General features: G+C 68.3%; 17 protein-coding genes and 1 tRNA gene. 11 read left to right on the top strand and 7 right to left on the bottom strand.

Annotation, left to right across the window (positions count from 1 at the left end; all coding sequences use genetic code 11):
• The first annotated feature begins 9 nt into the window (after positions 1–9).
• The 3 genes from FFG40_RS03940 to FFG40_RS03930 all read left to right on the top strand — a co-directional run bounded on the left by FFG40_RS03940 (position 10) and on the right by FFG40_RS03930 (position 2,352).
• Positions 10–723: an NADPH-dependent F420 reductase gene (locus FFG40_RS03940; protein WP_138802313.1), complete on the top strand. Its 714-nt coding sequence runs from the start codon at positions 10–12 to the stop codon at positions 721–723.
• A gap of 144 nt (positions 724–867) precedes the next feature.
• Positions 868–1,392, top strand: coding sequence for a hypothetical protein (locus tag FFG40_RS03935; RefSeq protein ID WP_138802312.1), 525 nt, complete (start codon positions 868–870; stop codon positions 1,390–1,392).
• Positions 1,393–1,665: 273 nt separating this feature from the next.
• The gene (locus tag FFG40_RS03930; RefSeq protein WP_138802311.1) at positions 1,666–2,352 is read left to right on the top strand and encodes a hypothetical protein; all 687 of its coding nucleotides are present in this window, start codon (positions 1,666–1,668) and stop codon (positions 2,350–2,352) included.
• 50 nt (positions 2,353–2,402) lie between these two features.
• Here FFG40_RS03930 and FFG40_RS03925 read toward each other — a convergent pair whose 3' ends face one another.
• The 3 genes from FFG40_RS03925 to FFG40_RS03915 form a co-directional block, all read right to left on the bottom strand.
• Positions 2,403–3,095: a hypothetical protein gene (locus tag FFG40_RS03925; protein ID WP_138802310.1), complete on the bottom strand. Its 693-nt coding sequence runs from the start codon at positions 3,093–3,095 to the stop codon at positions 2,403–2,405.
• A complete protein-coding gene (locus FFG40_RS03920; RefSeq protein WP_138802309.1) occupies positions 3,085–3,870 on the bottom strand; it encodes a hypothetical protein in 786 nt (261 codons plus the stop codon). Before FFG40_RS03920 ends, FFG40_RS03925 begins: the two co-directional genes overlap by 11 nt.
• Before the next feature lie 357 nt (positions 3,871–4,227).
• Positions 4,228–4,317 (bottom strand) — tRNA-Ser (locus tag FFG40_RS03915).
• 143 nt (positions 4,318–4,460) lie between these two features.
• Between FFG40_RS03915 and FFG40_RS03910 the strand changes: the two genes are divergently transcribed.
• Together FFG40_RS03910 and radA are read left to right on the top strand one after the other, a co-directional pair.
• Entirely contained in the window at positions 4,461–5,468 is a 1,008-nt protein-coding gene (locus tag FFG40_RS03910; protein ID WP_138802308.1) for an SGNH/GDSL hydrolase family protein, read from the top strand.
• A 10-nt stretch (positions 5,469–5,478) separates the two neighbouring features.
• Positions 5,479–6,840, top strand: a complete 1,362-nt coding sequence (gene radA / locus FFG40_RS03905) for a DNA repair protein RadA (RefSeq protein ID WP_185974075.1) — start codon at positions 5,479–5,481, stop codon at positions 6,838–6,840.
• Between the two features lie 4 nt (positions 6,841–6,844).
• Here the strand turns inward: radA and FFG40_RS03900 are convergent, their stop codons facing one another.
• A complete protein-coding gene (locus tag FFG40_RS03900) occupies positions 6,845–7,228 on the bottom strand; it encodes an SseB family protein (RefSeq protein ID WP_017887661.1) in 384 nt (127 codons plus the stop codon).
• A gap of 280 nt (positions 7,229–7,508) precedes the next feature.
• On the opposite strand from FFG40_RS03900, the gene FFG40_RS03895 reads away from it, so the two are divergent.
• Positions 7,509–7,718 (top strand): cold-shock protein, encoded by a 210-nt coding sequence (locus FFG40_RS03895; protein ID WP_017887662.1) that lies wholly within the window; start codon positions 7,509–7,511, stop codon positions 7,716–7,718.
• A gap of 200 nt (positions 7,719–7,918) precedes the next feature.
• Here FFG40_RS03895 and FFG40_RS03890 read toward each other — a convergent pair whose 3' ends face one another.
• Complete coding sequence (locus FFG40_RS03890) at positions 7,919–8,629, bottom strand: hypothetical protein (protein ID WP_138802306.1); 711 nt, start codon at positions 8,627–8,629, stop codon at positions 7,919–7,921.
• A 64-nt stretch (positions 8,630–8,693) separates the two neighbouring features.
• Positions 8,694–9,236 (bottom strand): amino-acid N-acetyltransferase, encoded by a 543-nt coding sequence (locus tag FFG40_RS03885; protein ID WP_071245253.1) that lies wholly within the window; start codon positions 9,234–9,236, stop codon positions 8,694–8,696.
• A 77-nt stretch (positions 9,237–9,313) separates the two neighbouring features.
• Here FFG40_RS03885 and FFG40_RS03880 point away from each other — a divergent pair, with 77 nt between their 5' ends.
• The 5 genes from FFG40_RS03880 (at position 9,314) to FFG40_RS03860 (ending at position 12,810) form a co-directional block, all read left to right on the top strand.
• Complete coding sequence (locus tag FFG40_RS03880; protein ID WP_138802305.1) at positions 9,314–9,766, top strand: SRPBCC family protein; 453 nt, start codon at positions 9,314–9,316, stop codon at positions 9,764–9,766.
• A 192-nt stretch (positions 9,767–9,958) separates the two neighbouring features.
• Positions 9,959–10,402 (top strand): hypothetical protein, encoded by a 444-nt coding sequence (locus tag FFG40_RS03875; RefSeq protein ID WP_035809351.1) that lies wholly within the window; start codon positions 9,959–9,961, stop codon positions 10,400–10,402.
• Positions 10,399–10,854, top strand: coding sequence for a hypothetical protein (locus tag FFG40_RS03870; protein ID WP_027467071.1), 456 nt, complete (start codon positions 10,399–10,401; stop codon positions 10,852–10,854). The genes FFG40_RS03875 and FFG40_RS03870 overlap by 4 nt, the downstream gene beginning before the upstream one ends.
• Before the next feature lie 4 nt (positions 10,855–10,858).
• Positions 10,859–11,809, top strand: coding sequence for a hypothetical protein (locus FFG40_RS03865; RefSeq protein ID WP_111234390.1), 951 nt, complete (start codon positions 10,859–10,861; stop codon positions 11,807–11,809).
• Entirely contained in the window at positions 11,806–12,810 is a 1,005-nt protein-coding gene (locus FFG40_RS03860; RefSeq protein WP_138802304.1) for a hypothetical protein, read from the top strand. Before FFG40_RS03865 ends, FFG40_RS03860 begins: the two co-directional genes overlap by 4 nt.
• 297 nt (positions 12,811–13,107) lie before the next feature.
• Here the strand turns inward: FFG40_RS03860 and FFG40_RS03855 are convergent, their stop codons facing one another.
• Positions 13,108–15,627, bottom strand: a complete 2,520-nt coding sequence (locus FFG40_RS03855) for an ATP-dependent Clp protease ATP-binding subunit (protein ID WP_027467068.1) — start codon at positions 15,625–15,627, stop codon at positions 13,108–13,110.
• Between the last annotated feature and the right edge of the window lie 192 nt (positions 15,628–15,819).

The following is a 15,819-nucleotide window of genomic DNA, read 5'->3' as shown; positions in this document are numbered from 1 at the left end:
GGGCACCACATGAACCGCATCGGCATCATCGGCAGCGGAGCAATCGGCACCGCGATCGCACGCCTGGCCGTCGCCGCCGACCTCGACGTCCTCATCGCGAACTCGCGCGGCCCCGAGTCGCTGCAGGACCTCGTCGCCGAGCTCGGCCCGCGTGCCCAGGCCGGCACCGTGCGACAGGCCGTCGAGTTCGGCGACGTGCCCGTCCTCGCGATCCCGCTCACCGCCTACCCGGCACTCGCCCCCGACCTCGACGCCTTCGCCGGGCGGACCGTGCTCTCGACGGGCAACTACTACCCCGGTCGCGACGGGCGGATCGAGCCGCTCGACACCCTCGCGACGACCACGGCGGAGTACGAGCAGACGCTCCTGCCCGGCACCCGGATCGTCAAGGCGTTCAACAACATCGTCGCGCACCACATCCCGAACCTCGCCGGCTCCGCGCCCCGCACCGCGCTGCCGATCGCGGGCGACGACGAGCAGGCCAAGGTCGTGGTCGCCGAGCTCGTGCAGCGGCTCGGGTTCGACACCGTGGACGCCGGCACCCTGGCCGACTCGTGGCGCTTCGAGCCGGAGTCCGGGGCGTACACGGGGATCTACGCGGCGAGTGCTGAGGGGTTCGCCGCGGACTACCTGGCCGATCAGGGATCACCATTGCCCGCCGAGCGGCTGCGGGACACACTGGCGGTGTCGCACCGGGCGGATGTGGCGAACCGGCAGTTCTGACGATCGCAACTCTTTGGGGGACCCTTGCGACGACGAGACCATCAGCTCCTCACTGCAGCAGCGGGCGTGGTCTGCCTCGCCGTGGTCACCGGGTTGTCCGCATGTGCCGCGCCTGGGGGTGCCTCTGGGCCGCAGCCCGATGCGATGAGCGCAGCGCGGGCGGAGAACATCCTCGACGCGAGCGCCGACCAGGCATGGCAGCTGGTCGCGTCACGCCATCCAGGGCTCGCGCGGCCCGCGGTCGACCGCGTCCGGACTGTCTCGCACGCCGACTGGGCCCCGACGCAGGAACGGTGCATGACCGCGGCGGGGTTCCCGCAGGCGAAGGCGATGCCCGACGCGAGCCTTTCCTCCGGACAAGTCGCGGCGGAACAGTCCGAGCCGTTCGCGGTCGCTGAGTACACGTGCGGGGCCGAGTACCCCATGGCCGCGAAGTACCAGACTGCCTTCAACGAGTCCCAGCTGGAGTGGCTCTACCGCTACTCCACGGGCGAGCTCACGAAGTGCCTGCAGGACCGCGGCATCGCGGTGGAGCGCGGCCCGAGCGAGCAGGAGTTCATCGACAGCGACGGGGCGTGGTCGCCGTACCGGTCGGTCGATCTGCCGCAGTCCCGGTACTACGAGCTCGTCACCGCCTGCCCGGAGATCCCGGACTCGATCTACGGCTGAGCGGTTCGGGAACGAACGGCGCTGAAGAACGAGACGAGCCCCGGTCGGAACCGGGGGCTCTTCGTCGCGTTGCTGGGAAGCCGTTTCACGGTTCTCAAAAATGCCGCGTAGTGACGCAAATGCCTGGGACACTAATGCGTCATACCTTCCTCCGACCGCTTCCGCGTTGTCGTCTGAGGTTCTCACGCGCGCACCGCTCTCGGGCCGCCGCGTGTGTCGGAGGGGCCGGGCAGGATGTCCAGATGCGACCCTTCCCCCACATAGATCTGCCCCTTGCCGGAACGCAGCCAGTTGAACGCAATGCCTGACGGAGCGACCCTCACCTCGACCGCAATCGGCGTGCTGGGCGTGATCGGAGGACTGGTCAGCACGGTCACCTCCGTCCGAGCCTCCGGAGCGCGACGCCACGTCGAACGGGCGGCCGGAGCATCGACCCTGCTGGCAAGCATTGACGCACTGCCATCAGCTCATTCCGCTGGCTCTCGTTTCGTCACCGCCGATGACGATGACGAGTTGCGCAGTGAACTGAGTCGAATCGTCCGTGAGAACGCGGCGGCGTACGTGCAACAGAACCCGACTCCCGTCGGCATCGACTTCGCCCGTGTCACCGTGCCCGCATACTTCGTCCTCTTCACAGCCTTCGGTGCCATGGGTCTGATCGGTGCTCACGAAGCGGATAATGAACCGGACAAGTTTGCACTCCGGATCATGGGTGGCGCATCGCTGCTGCTTGCCCTTGGTCTCGTCGCAGTGACCGCGCTGCTCGTCGACCGGATGGTAAAACGTAATCGCGTGCGTCGCCTCGCTGGCACCCCTGGACGGGAGCACTACTTCGGCCCCTTGGCCGAGGTATGGGAGATTGGTTCGGGGATGTGGCGAAACCGGCGTGCTCGACGACGAGACAACACTCTCGACGACGTCTCACCGACAGCGCGACGACAAGACCTTCGTCAGCAGTAGCGAGAGCCAACGCGTTCGCTAGACCAGATCGTCGCGGCGTGTCCCCACTCTCACGAACCTCTCTCGCGAACAGGCGGCGCCATTTCCACACCTGCTCGCCGATGCGCGATTTGCAGGATGGCACGCCGGCGTTCGGTTCGCCACTTCTCACGAGCATCGAGATCACTATCTGGCGGCATCAGTCCTTCCAAAGCCGCCGGAGGGCACGGCGCAACTGACGAAACTCCGTCCCAATACCGAAGTTCATCTGCAGCTTGCTCCAAGGCATCAACCGTGTCGGCGAGAAGCGCACGCACCGCGTATCCGACGGATTCCGCCGGTAGAAGCTTTAAATCTGCTTTCGCACCGTTTGCCACACGCCAAAGAGTCGTCAGTTCAGTCAGTCGGCGGCGTATCGGATGAGCGTCAAAACCGATACGAAGCGACAATCCGTGGCGCCGAATCTCCTCGGTGAGTTCAGCGAACGGCGGCCGTCGATGATTGAGCAGATACTGCCCAAGCATTTCGGAACTACCGTGAAGCGTGGGCCCGATACAAGCGATCCGGTCGGCTAGACGTCGCGCGTCCTCTGCCCGAAGGGTGTGTTGCCGAGCCTTGCGGTCATGTCGCAACTGCGTTCGAAAGAGCCATACCGCGCCCATTAAGGACACTGCGGTGGCAAGGAGCTGTCCGAGGACATCGACCGCGGTCGCCGGATCAAGGACCTTCTCGACGAACCCGCTCCACCATGCCTCAGGCGTCATCGTCAACTGCTTCGACTCGCAACTGGTCCGCAATCGTGTGAAGCCGAGCAGCGAGGTATCCGACACGGCGCATCCCGTGATCACTGATCCACGCGTGCAAGTAGACCGCCGGATTGGAGACGTCCCGTTCTCCACCTCTCGACAATGGTTCGTTTCGCGCCCCCTTCAACCCCGGCGACCGGTCGTCTTCAGCCGCGCGAACAGCTCGGTTGAACTCCTCCCGGCTGAGAGCGCTCCCATGAGCGATGACATTGCGAACCGACTTAGCAAGGATCAGCACACAGTGAGCTTCCGGATCCCCCACAACATCATGCACTTTGCGAGCGTAGTCCTGAGATAGATGTTTTGCCGCTTTTTCAGCCCAAGCGTTCGGGTCACTGAACGTGACGTTGTACCCATCGGGATCAATGAGGGAGTCGATCTGCTCAACATTAAGGCGGCTAGGGACCGCTGCCACGCCGGGAGATACCGCATTGATGATGTGCTGAACCTCTGGGCTCTTCTTCATCGCCGCGTCAAGAGCATCCTGCTGCAGCTTCACAAACCGTGCCGGTTGCTTTGAGATCGCGGCGATGTGCCAGCGATGCTGAAACAGTTCCCATTCCGTACCTATACGGAAGGCGAGGTCGGTCGTCAACCCCTTCCGAAGAGAGAGGTTCTTCTCCGATCCGCTTTCCCCAACCGCCCGGTAAACCTCCTCATAACGGTCCTGCGCGTCGGTAAGCCTGCTCTGGAAGTCTTGGATCACCCGGTCTGGATTCAGCACTTTAGCCACAGCGAGAGACTAGCAATACTCAGGTCTCTGCGAGCCGCGGGCTGTAGGCCCTTCGCGCAGGCCGCCCTGGCCCACTCCCGCCGCCACTCTCCATCCGGAAGACCACTTCACTTGTGCCAAGCAGCGCCCGTCCGACCTCGGCTCCGCCAGCAGCACCGGCACTCCAACCCGAGGTGCACTGCCGTGCGCCCGGAAGCCCGACTGCGATCGTGACGATGCGGACGAACTCGGGCTGATCATGGTGCCGAGGAGCAGGCAGCCATGGTGCGGAGCCGCGCGATCAGGAGAGTGCACCACGTCTACGCCGAAGCCACTTCCCCGAACGAAGAAAACCCCCGCGTGAACGGGGGTTTTCTGTGGCGGTACCGGTGGGATTTGAACCCACGGTGGAGTTGCCCCCACACATGTTTTCGAGACATGATCCTTCGGCCGCTCGGACACGGTACCGGGAAAGAGTTTACACGATCCCGGAGGCCCGTGATGACACCACGGGTCGGCTCCCCCTCCACAGGCGGTCACCTGCAGGGCTCTCGCCACACCCACAGGTCCTCCTCGTCTCCGGCAAGACCGGCGGGCGTACCGTCCACGGCATGAGATCCCGCACGCTCATCGCACTCCTCACCTCCGTCGTCGGCAGTCTCGGCGTCGTCGGTGCCGCAGCCGTCGGCGCCCGCGCCGGCGTGAAGGGCCAACGGGCAGCGGCGCAGAGGGTCGTCGACATGCTCCCGATCCACGCCGACTGGTGGCGCGAACGACAGCAGCACGAAGGGCAGCTGCTCTACGTGGCGATCGGTGACTCGGCAGCGCAGGGCGTCGGTGCGACGGCACCCGGCCGTGGCTACGTGGGGCTGCTCGCACGGCGCATCCGGCACCGTTCCCACATGTCGGTTCGGGTGGTGAACCTCAGCGTCTCCGGCTCGACCACGTGGGGTGCGAAGCGTGATCAGCTGCCGAAGCTCCGGCACTACGCGCCCGACATCTGCACGGTGTCGATCGGGGCGAACGACATCGCCGACTTCGACCCGGACAAGTTCGAGCGGAACATCCGGGCGATCTACGGCGCGGTGCCGTCGCACGCCGTGGTGGCCGAGCTGCCGTGCATGTTCGTGCCGGACCGGGAGCGCAAGGTGGCGGTGGCGAACGAGATCGTGCACCGGGTGGCCGACGAGTTCGGGCTGACGGTGGCGCCGCTGCACACCATCACGAAGCGGGTCGGGCTCCGCCGCACCTTCTTCAACAGCTACGGCGACCTGTTCCACCCGAACGACCGCGGTTACGAGATCTGGGCGAGCGCGTTCGAGCCCGCGGTCGACGCGCGCGTCGACACCGTGGCGGCGATCCGGCACTACCTGTCCGTGCGCGAGGCCGAGAACCTCGGTCGTGAAGCCGGGGCCGTGGCGAATGCCCGCGCCGAGCAGGACACCGACGGGGCCGAAGCACTCGACCACGCCTCGCGTCAGGGTCCGGGGCCGGTCGAGCGCCTGCGCCACCGCATGACCGGGTCGATCGCGGTGCCCGACGAACGAGACCAGTCGGACGAACCAAACGGACCGGACGAGCCGGGCGACCGCGCCGGTGATGTCGGCCGTACGGCCTAGCCTCGACGACATGGCGCGCCCGCAGTCCCTCTACCGTTGCACCGAGTGCGGCTGGACCAGCATCAAGTGGGTCGGCCGGTGCGGTGAGTGCCAGACCTGGGGCACCGTCGAGGACAGCTCTGCGGCGTCAGCGAGCACCCGGGGTACGTCAGCGGTCGCCGTCACCGGCGCCCGGGTCGCGCGACCGATCACCGAAGCCCGCGGCACCTCCGTGCAGCGCTGGCAGACCGGCATCGGCGAGTTCGACCGCGTCCTCGGCGGCGGCGTGGTGCCGGGTGCCGCGGTCCTGCTGAGCGGCGAGCCCGGCGTCGGCAAGTCGACCCTGCTGCTCGAGGTCGCCTCCCGAGCCGCAGCCTCGGGCAAGCGCGTCCTCTACGTCAGCGCCGAAGAGTCCGTCGACCAGGTCCGACTCCGTGCCGAACGCACCGGGGCGATGCACGACGACCTGTACCTGGCGAGCGAGGTCGACCTCGGCGTCATCATCGGCCAGATCGACCAGGTCCAGCCCGACCTGCTGATTGCCGACTCCGTGCAGACCATCTCGTCGAGCTCGATCGACGGCATCGCGGGTGGCACGTCCCAGGTGCGCGAGGTCGCCTCGACCCTGATCCGCATCGCGAAGGACCGCGCCCTGCCCGTCCTCATCGTCGGCCACGTCACGAAGGACGGCACGATCGCCGGCCCGCGGCTCCTGGAGCACCTGGTCGACGTCGTCTGCCACTTCGAGGGCGACCGGCAGACCGCGCTGCGCTTCGTCCGGGCGCTCAAGAACCGCTTCGGCCCCACCGACGAGGTCGGGTGCTTCGACATGGGTGGCGACGGCATCCACGAGGTCCCCGACCCGAGCGGCCTCTTCATGTCGAAGAACGCCACCCCGGTGTCCGGCACCTGCGTCACCGTCGCACTCGAGGGGCGTCGCGCGCTGCCGGTCGAGGTGCAGGCCCTCATCGTCCCGAGCTCGGCGCCGCAGCCACGCCGGGTCGTGAACGGTGTCGATGCCTCGCGCGTGGCGATGCTGCTCGCGGTGCTCGAACGCCGCGCCGGCCTCAAGCTGTCCGACGCCGACGTCTACGTGTCCACGGTCGGCGGCATGAAGCTCACGGAGCCCGGTGCCGACCTGGCCATCGCGCTGGCCCTCGCGAGCGCCGCACGAGACCGTCCGTACCCGCACACGCTCGCGGCCGTCGGCGAGATCAGCCTCGCCGGCGAGATCCGTCCGGCCACGGGCACGAAGCAGCGTGTGAACGAGGCCACCCGCCTCGGGTTCACGACGGTGCTCGGCTCGGACTCCGGGCACCTGCGCGAAGCCCTGCGTGTGGCGTTCTCGATGACGCAGTCGCCGCGCGAACGCGAGCTCGACCGCGCGTTCTGAGGCGCTACGCGCGCAAAGCGGCCAGCAGGTCCGCCGGCGCGGCCTGCATGGTGTGCGGGCCGGCGATGTCGAAGAACACGCCCTCGAGCATGTCGAGGTGGGCGGCCAGGAACTCCTCGAGCCGCGGCCCGTCGTAGACCATGACCTGCCGGATCTTCTCGTCCGGCACCATCGCCGTGTAGGCGTCCGCCGACGAGAACAGCAGCAGGATGCGCTTGTCCGACCCCTCTCGGCCGAACACCCGCACCTGCATGTCCTTCTTGCCGGTGACGAGTCGGGGGACGATCACGATGTCGTGGCGGAGCGCGAACGCCACCGCAGCGACGTCCTGCTTCGCGAGGGCTTCCTCGAGCTGTTCGCTCCGGAAGCGCTGTTCCTTGTCTGCCATCAGCTCAATTCCACCAGATTTTCGTCGTTCCGTGACGCACGGGTAGCCAGTCGGCCCAGAGCACGCTAGCCTGATGGAACCGCTTCGGCGGCGCTCAACGTCCGGGCGAGGTGGTTTGCCCCTCAACCCGGGCCCCAGGGTCACTGGCCGACAGGCCTGGCCCCGAACCCGTCCCGCCGGCACCTGCCCGCGTGGCGCATTACCCCCGTCGACGTACGTCGGGGTCTCCGTCGGTGCATCTGCACCTTGGCGGAAGCAAGAAAGCTAAGGAAACGCCATCATGGCATCTACCGGTACCGTCAAGTGGTTCAACAACGAAAAGGGCTTCGGCTTCATCGCCCCGGACGACGGCAGCGCTGACGTCTTCGCGCACTTCTCTGCGATTGCTGGCAACGGCTACAAGTCGCTCGAGGAGAACCAGAAGGTGGAGTTCGACATCACCGAGGGCCGCAAGGGCCCGCAGGCGGAGAACATCACCGTCCTCGGCTGATCACATCAGCTTGAACAGGCCCCGTCGTCTTCGGACGACGGGGCCTGTTGCTGTTCCCGGCGCCCTGCTCGGCATCTCGCACAACCAAAGCCACGCCGAACCACGCGAGCGCCTGGCGCGAATGCACTTCGGTTGTGCGGAACGGATCGGAACCGCGTACCGCGAACCGCGAACCGCGAACCCGCCGCCGCCGGCGCCGCCTACTGCAGGATGAACTGCACCGAGCTCTTCGACTCGAGGTTCCCGACGGCGACCTGCAGGTGGTAGCTCGCGCCTCCAGCGGTGACCGCCGGCCGTGACGAGTCGCACGTCGACGTGGACGAGCGGGTGCGGTCCCAGGCGATCGCCGGGGTCGTGAGCGTCTGACCGGACTTGATCGTGACGTCCTGGTTCGTGCCGCCGGTCTGGCAGTCCTTCGACGACCAGTACTGCTCCTGGCCCGAGCTGATGGTCAGCACCTGCTGCGCCGATCCGAGGTCCAGGTGGCAGGAGTTCGTGCCGGAGTTCTTGATCGACATCGCGATCTTCGGGTCCTCGGTGGGGCCGTAGGCCGACTTGTCGAGCACCGGGGTCAGGACGATCTGGTCCTTCGTGCAGGTCGACCCGTCGGCAGCAGCGGACTTCGACGCAGAAGCCGAGGCGGAAGCCGACGGCTTCGGCGCAGCGGACCGCGAGGACCCGGAACCGGACCCAGAACCGTCCGACGACGCACCGGCAGCAGACCCGGCAGCAGCAGAGGCACCAGCAGAGGCCGACGCACTCGGCGCCGCCGACGTGGCCCCGCTCCCCCGCCCGACGACGATGAGCACCACCACCAGGACGACGACCAGCAGCGCCCCGAGCACGAGCGCCCGGCGGCGCCAGTAGACGACCGGCTTCTCGGGCCCGACGGGGTGACGCAACGACGACATGCGCACAGGGTAGACAACGGCGCGTGCCGCACACGGCCACCCCGCCGGGCGGCACGAGAAAGCGTCAGAGGTTCTTCAGCATGCGGGTGTTGCCGAGGGTGTTCGGCTTGACCCGTGCGAGGTCGAGGAACTCGGCGACCCCTTCGTCCGACGAGCGGACCAGTTCGGCGTAGACGTCCGGTGAGACGACGCTCTCGCCGATCTCCAGGTAGCCGTGCTTCGCGAAGAAGTCGACCTCGAAGGTCAGGCAGAAGATCCTGGCGACGCCGAGTTCGCGTGCGTCGTGCTCGAGCGCTTCGAGCATCCGGTGCCCGACGCGCTTGTGGATCCACTGCTCGTCGAGGGCGAGCGTGCGCACCTCGGCGATGTCGTCCCAGAAGACGGCGAGCGCGCCGCACCCGATGGGAGTGCCGTCGGGCCCTTCGGCGATCCGGAACTGCTGGATCGAGCCGTACAGGGCGACGTTCTCCTTGCCGAGCAGGATGCGCCGGTCGACGTAGGGGGCGATGAGCCGCTGGATGTGGGGGACGTCCGAGGCGAGCGCGGGACGCACGAGGATCCCGTGGTCGTCGCGCTCGTGGAACGCGTGCTTGCCGTGCTCTGTCATCCGCCTCACACTACCGGGGTCGCAGGGGGACAGCCCTGCTGAGTGCCGCCCAGGTCGATCGGCCTACCGTCCGGTGCATGCCTCAGATCATCGAAACCGTCGACGTCAACGTCCCCGTCCGCCAGGCCTACGACCAGTGGACCCGTTTCGAGGAGTTCCCGCACTTCCTCGACGAGGTCGAGAAGATCGTCCAGGTGGACGACAAGACCACCGACTGGACCGTGAAGATCGCCGGCCAGGAGCGCGAGTTCCGGGCCCTCATCACGGAGCAGCACCCCGACGAGCGTGTCGCGTGGACCGTGAAGGACGGCGAGACCGACCACGCCGGTGTCGTCACCTTCCACAAGCTCTCGGACTCCGAGACCCGCGTCACCGTGCAGATCGATTGGGAGCCCTCCGGCATCCTCGAGAAGCTCGGCTCGGTCGTGGGCGTCGGCGGCCACGCTGTCAAGAAGGACCTGCAGAACTACAAGGAGCGCGTCGAGAACGCACCGACCCAGCCGGGCTGGCGCGGCGACGTGCAGGCGTAGTCCGCACCACACGACGGACGGGAGGCGCGGTGCCAGCTGGCACCGCGCCTCCCGTTCGTTCGTCCCCCGTTCGGCATCCCCCCATCGAAATGCCGACCTGACGAGCGAGCGCGAGCCTGGCAGAGTGGTGACACCGGCCGACGCGCTGGATCAGTTTTATCATGTCTGAGACAGATGTGAGAGTGGGGACACGTGATCGAGTACAACGACGACGACGCACACCGTCGGGAACTGTCGCGCAAACTGCAGCTCCTGATGGACGTCGTCGAGGCCAACTCGGGCCAGCGACCCCCGTACAAGGAGATCGCCGCCGAGATCGAGGCGCAGGGTGCGTCGATGAGTCGACCGCGCTGGGGCTACATGCTCGGCGGCAACGGTCCGGCCGTCCGCGACCAACGACTCCTGGCGGCCCTGGCGACCTACTTCGGCGTCCCGGCGGAGTACCTGACCGACGCGGCCGGCAACACGGACGTGCCGGAGCGGGTGCAGGCGCAGCTGGAGCTCGTGCTCGAACTCCGCAAGCGCGAGGTCGTCGCGTTCGCGACCCGGCGTCTGGGCGAGTTCGCCTCGGCGGACGAGATCCGCGACTTCACCGACCACCTGCGTCGCCTGGACGAATCGGGCGGCACCCCGTGAGCGGGTACCGCGACCGCTTCGACGCCCTGCGTCGGCAGACCGAGGCCCGACGCCGCGTGCAGCGCCTCGGGCTCCCCCGTCGGCTGTCCCTGCCGGAGCTGACCTCCCGCGCCGAGGCGGCGCTCGGCAAACCGATCCACGTGCGCACCACGGAGCTGCCGGGCGACCTGTCCGCGCGGCTCATCCAGCGCACCGACCACGCCCTGCTCGAGACCCGCCCCGGGCTGTCCGAGCGCTCCCGGGTGGCGTGCGTGCTGCACGAGCTCGCCCACGTGTTCATGGACGACACCGGCTGCGACCACCAGGCGTACACGGGGCTGCTCAGCGGCCGGACGGCGTTCACCCGCTCGCTCGACACCCCGCACGAGCAGGCCGTCGAACTCGTCGCCGACCAGCTCGCGCTGCGGATCGGGCTGCTCGACCCCGAGGGCCAGCCCGGGATCTTCCGGTGACGCGGTGACGCTGCACGTCTGGGGGTCGATCCCGGTCTGGCTGATCCTGGCGGTGCTGGTCGCCCGGCTGCTCCTGGTGCGCACCCAGTCGGCCAGCGTCACCTGGCTGATGGTCTGCTGCAGCTGCGTCGCCGTCGGACTCACGATCAACCAGCCCGACGTCACGACGTTCCTCGCCGGTGTGACGCACGTGCCCAACATCGCCGACCTGATCGGCCGCTGCCTGATGGTGTGCGGCATGTTCGCCCTCGCGCAGTCGGTCGAAGCCGCCGCGCGCTCCGCCAAGCTCCTGCGCGCCAGCCGCATCATCGGCTGCGTGCTCGTGCTCGTCGCCCTCGTCGTACTGTTCAGCCTCATCGACGCACCGACGCCCACGGCGCAGTTCATGGTGGCCTACGGTGACCAGCTGCCGACCGCGCTGTACTCGGCGGTGGAGATGACCTACATCGCCATCGTCATCGCCCGGTCGGCCGTCGCCGTGCTGCGCGGGTTCCGGAGCGGTGACGGGCTCGGCCGCCTGTACTGGCTCTTCGTGGTCGGTGCCGCCGGCCTCGTGCTCCTCGCCGGCATCGCGATCGCCCTCGACGCCGTGCACGTCGCCGGTGCGGACGGTGCGGTCGGGGTCCTGTCGAAGCTCTACACCCCGGTGTTCCTCGGCTCGATGGTCCTGCTCGCCATCGGCGCGGCCGGCGGCGTCCTGCCCGACGCCGCACGGGAGTTCCGCGACTGGCGGGCCGCCCGGCGCCGGTTCCGCGTGCTCGAACCGGAACTCCGGCGGCTCGAGACGGCATCGGGCAACACCGGGCTCTACTTCACGATCGTGTGGCAGCGTCGCCAGTGGCGGAGTCGGCAGCACCGACTGTCCGTCGAGATCGAAGACCGCGCGCGCGAGGCCGGGCAGGACGTTCCGGCCGCTGCGACGCTCACCACGGCACGACTCAGGGAGATCACATGACCGGCGCACGCATCACGGCACTCGGCACCGCGGCAGGAGCGGTCGGCACGCTCGGACTCGGCGCTTTCGTCGCACGGCGGTTGCTGTTCCCGACGCCGTACACGGCGACCGCCACGGTCCGCAGCGCCACGGACACCGAGGTCGAGCTGACCGCCACCCGCGACACCCGCCTGCCGGGCACCTACGACCTGCAGCGCGACGACACCCGGGTGCAGGTCGGCGCGATCGTCACCGCGAGCGGGGCCGGCAGCGACGGCGACACCGTCCGCCGCAGCGTCACCGTCCCCGTGGCGACCGGTGCGTGGGCCTGGGACGCCCTGCGGTACGACGGACCGGACGACGTGCCCGGCACCGAGCCCGAGGGCGCCACGACCCACGTGGTCCACGTGCACGGGCAGTCCCTCGGCCCGCGCCAGGTCCTGCGCGGTGTCGGGGTCTGGCGTTCGCTCGGCGCCTCGTCCGAGGTCGTCGACACCACCGACCTGCCGCTCCGCTCCCTCGACGCCGGTGCAGCAGACCGCATCGTCGCCGCCGTCCGCGCCGCCCGAGCCCGTGGCGCCCAGCGCGTCGTGCTCCAGGGCTGGTCCGCCGGCGCGCTCGCCTGCTCCGTCGCCGCCGCACGCGTCGACGTCGACGCAATCGTGGCCGTCTCACCCCTGCTCGACGTCGCCTCGGCACTCCGCGGGGCCGTCCGCGGCGCCCACCTGCCCGCGTTCGTCGGCACGGTCGCCGCGCGCATCGCGACCACGAACGTGCTGTCACGGCTCGCCGGGGCTCCGACCCCCGTGACGACGACCACCTGGCAGGACTCGTCGACGCCGACGCTGCTGATCCACTCCGACGCCGACGCCCTGGTCGCGGCCGACGACGTCGCCGCGCGGCAGGGCGCCACCACGGTCACGTTCCGCACGGCGCCGCACACGCTCGAGTGGAACGAGGACCCGGAGCGCTGGGAGCGCGCCGTCCGCGACTTCGCCGCACAGCTGCCCGACGCCGCCTGACGCGGCGGGCACCCGCCCACACCGCCGACCGGCACCACCCCCGGACGTGCAACGGCCCCGGTCTGCGAACAGACCGGGGCCGGCTGCGACTCGATCCGTTGGGGGGAACCGATCGAGCGCGACGCGCGAGGAGTTGGGGGGAACGTCTCGCGCGTTGTCATCACAGTACCCCCGGACGGGGGTCCGTGGCCGGAAGGACGCGCAGATCGGCGTTGCGGGATCTGAACGCGACCCGAGAACGGACAGGAGGCCCGGTGCCAGCTGGCACCGAGCCTCCTGTCCGTGGGGTGTCAGGCCCTAGGACTCGATCTCGCCCTGGGGCGTGTCGGTCGCGGCCTCGACCGCGGCTGCACCGGCGAGGACCTCTTCGCGGCCCGGCTGACGCCCGGTCTCGAAGTGGAACGCACCGTCGACGAAGTCGACCTTCACGTGGTCGCCGGCGTTGAGCTCACCCTGCAGGATGTGCTCGGACAGCTGGTCCTCGACCTCGTGCTGCATCGCGCGACGCAGCGGCCGAGCACCCAGGGACGGGTCGAACCCGACCTTGATGAGCTGCTCCTTGGCCGGCAGCGTGAGCTCGACGGTCATGTCGCGGTCGAGCAGGCGGTCCGCCAGACGCTTCACGAACAGGTCCACGATCTGCAGCAGCTCGGGCTGCGACAGCTGCGGGAACACGATCGTGTCGTCGACACGGTTCAGGAACTCGGGCTTGAAGTGCTTCTTCAGCTCCTCGTTGACCTTGCCGCGCATGCGGTCGTAGCCGACGGCCGAGTCACCCTCGACCTGGAAGCCCACCGGGCCACCGGCGATGCCCTGCGAACCGAGGTTCGTGGTCATGATGATGACGGTGTTCTTGAAGTCGACCACGCGGCCCTGACCGTCGGTGAGACGGCCTTCCTCGAGCACCTGCAGCAGCGAGTTGAAGATGTCCGGGTGGGCCTTCTCGATCTCGTCGAACAGGACCACGGAGAACGGCTTGCGGCGCACCTTCTCGGTGAGCTGGCCGCCCTCCTCGAACCCGACGAACCCGGGAGGGGCACCGAACAGGCGGGACACGGTGTGCTTCTCACCGAACTCCGACATGTCGAGGGAGATCAGCGCACCCTCGTCGTCGAACAGGAACTCGGCGAGGGCCTTGGCGAGCTCGGTCTTCCCGACGCCCGTGGGGCCGGCGAAGATGAACGAGCCGGAGGGACGGTTCGGGTCCTTCAGGCCGGCACGGGTACGGCGGATGGTCTTGGACAGGGCCGAGATGGCCTCTTCCTGACCGATGACGCGCTCGTGCAGTGCCTTCTCCATGAAGACGAGACGCGAGGTCTCCTCTTCGGTGAGCTTGAACACCGGGATGCCCGTGGCCTGGGCCAGGACCTCGGCGATGATGCCCTCGTCGACGGTGCCGGACGCGGCGACGTCACCCGCACGCCACTGCTTCTCGAGGCGGAGACGCTCGCCGAGGAGCTTCTTCTCCTCGTCACGCAGGCTCGCGGCCTTCTCGAAGTCCTGCTCCTCGATGGCGGCTTCCTTCGACCCGCGGACCGTCGAGATCTTCTCGTCGAACTCGCGGAGCTCCGGCGGCGCCGACAGGATCGACAGACGCAGGCGAGCGCCGGCCTCGTCGATCAGGTCGATGGCCTTGTCCGGCAGGAAGCGGTCCTGCACGTAGCGGTCCGCCAGGTTCGCCGCGGCGACGATCGCGCCGTCGGTGATGGACACCTTGTGGAACGCCTCGTACTTGTCGCGGAGACCCTTGAGGATGTTGATCGCGTGGGGCAGCGACGGCTCGTTGACCTGCACCGGCTGGAAGCGACGCTCGAGTGCGGCGTCCTTCTCGAAGTGCTTGCGGTACTCGTCGAGCGTGGTGGCACCGATGGTCTGGAGCTCACCGCGGGCGAGGAGCGGCTTGAGGATCGAGGCCGCGTCGATCGCGCCCTCGGCTGCACCGGCACCGACGAGCGTGTGGATCTCGTCGATGAAGACGATGATGTCACCGCGGGTGCGGATCTCCTTCGTGACCTTCTTCAGGCGCTCCTCGAAGTCACCGCGGTAGCGGGACCCGGCGATGAGCGACCCGAGGTCGAGCGAGTAGAGCTGCTTGTCCTTCAGCGTCTCGGGCACGTCGCCCTTGACGATCGCCTGGGCGAGGCCCTCGACGACGGCGGTCTTGCCGACGCCGGGCTCACCGATCAGGACGGGGTTGTTCTTGGAGCGGCGGGAGAGGATCTGCATGACCCGCTCCATCTCCTTCTCGCGCCCGATGACGGGGTCGAGCTTGCCGTCACGCGCGGCCTGGGTGAGGTTCCGACCGAACTGGTCGAGGACCTGCGAACCCTGCTGCGCGTTCTGCTGCTGCTCGCCGCCGACGGCGACCGCTTCCTTGCCCTGGTAGCCGGACAGGAGCTGGATGACCTGCTGGCGCACCCGGTTCAGGTCCGCGCCGAGCTTCACGAGGACCTGGGCTGCGACACCCTCGCCCTCGCGGATCAGGCCGAGCAGGATGTGCTCCGTGCCGATGTAGTTGTGGCCGAGCTGCAGCGCCTCGCGCAGGGACAGCTCGAGCACCTTCTTGGCGCGCGGCGTGAACGGGATGTGCCCGGTCGGCTGCTGCTGGCCCTGCCCGATGATGTCCTGGACCTGCTCGCGCACGGCGTCGAGCGAGATGCCCAGCGACTCCAGCGCCTTGGCGGCGACGCCCTCGCCCTCGTGGATGAGGCCGAGGAGGATGTGCTCGGTGCCGATGTAGTTGTGGTTGAGCATCTTCGCTTCTTCTTGAGCGAGGACGACAACACGACGGGCCCGGTCGGTGAATCTCTCGAACATGTGCTCTCCCTTGGCCCCTGATGAGCGGAGCCGACGCTGTGCCGGTCTCGTGTGAGTCCGGCCAAGTACTTCGAGAGTAACCAGCGCTCCCCCCGGGGGCTGCCCCTGTTCGCCGTGGGCGTGACCAGGGTGCGTCTTGTGCGCAGTGAGCGAACGACGAGACGGGCTGGGCCCCGCCGCCGGTACCGGACC

This window comes from Curtobacterium sp. KBS0715, from assembly GCF_005938005.2.
GTDB lineage: Bacteria > Actinomycetota > Actinomycetes > Actinomycetales > Microbacteriaceae > Curtobacterium > Curtobacterium flaccumfaciens.
This window is presented reverse-complemented; position numbering and strand designations above follow the sequence as displayed.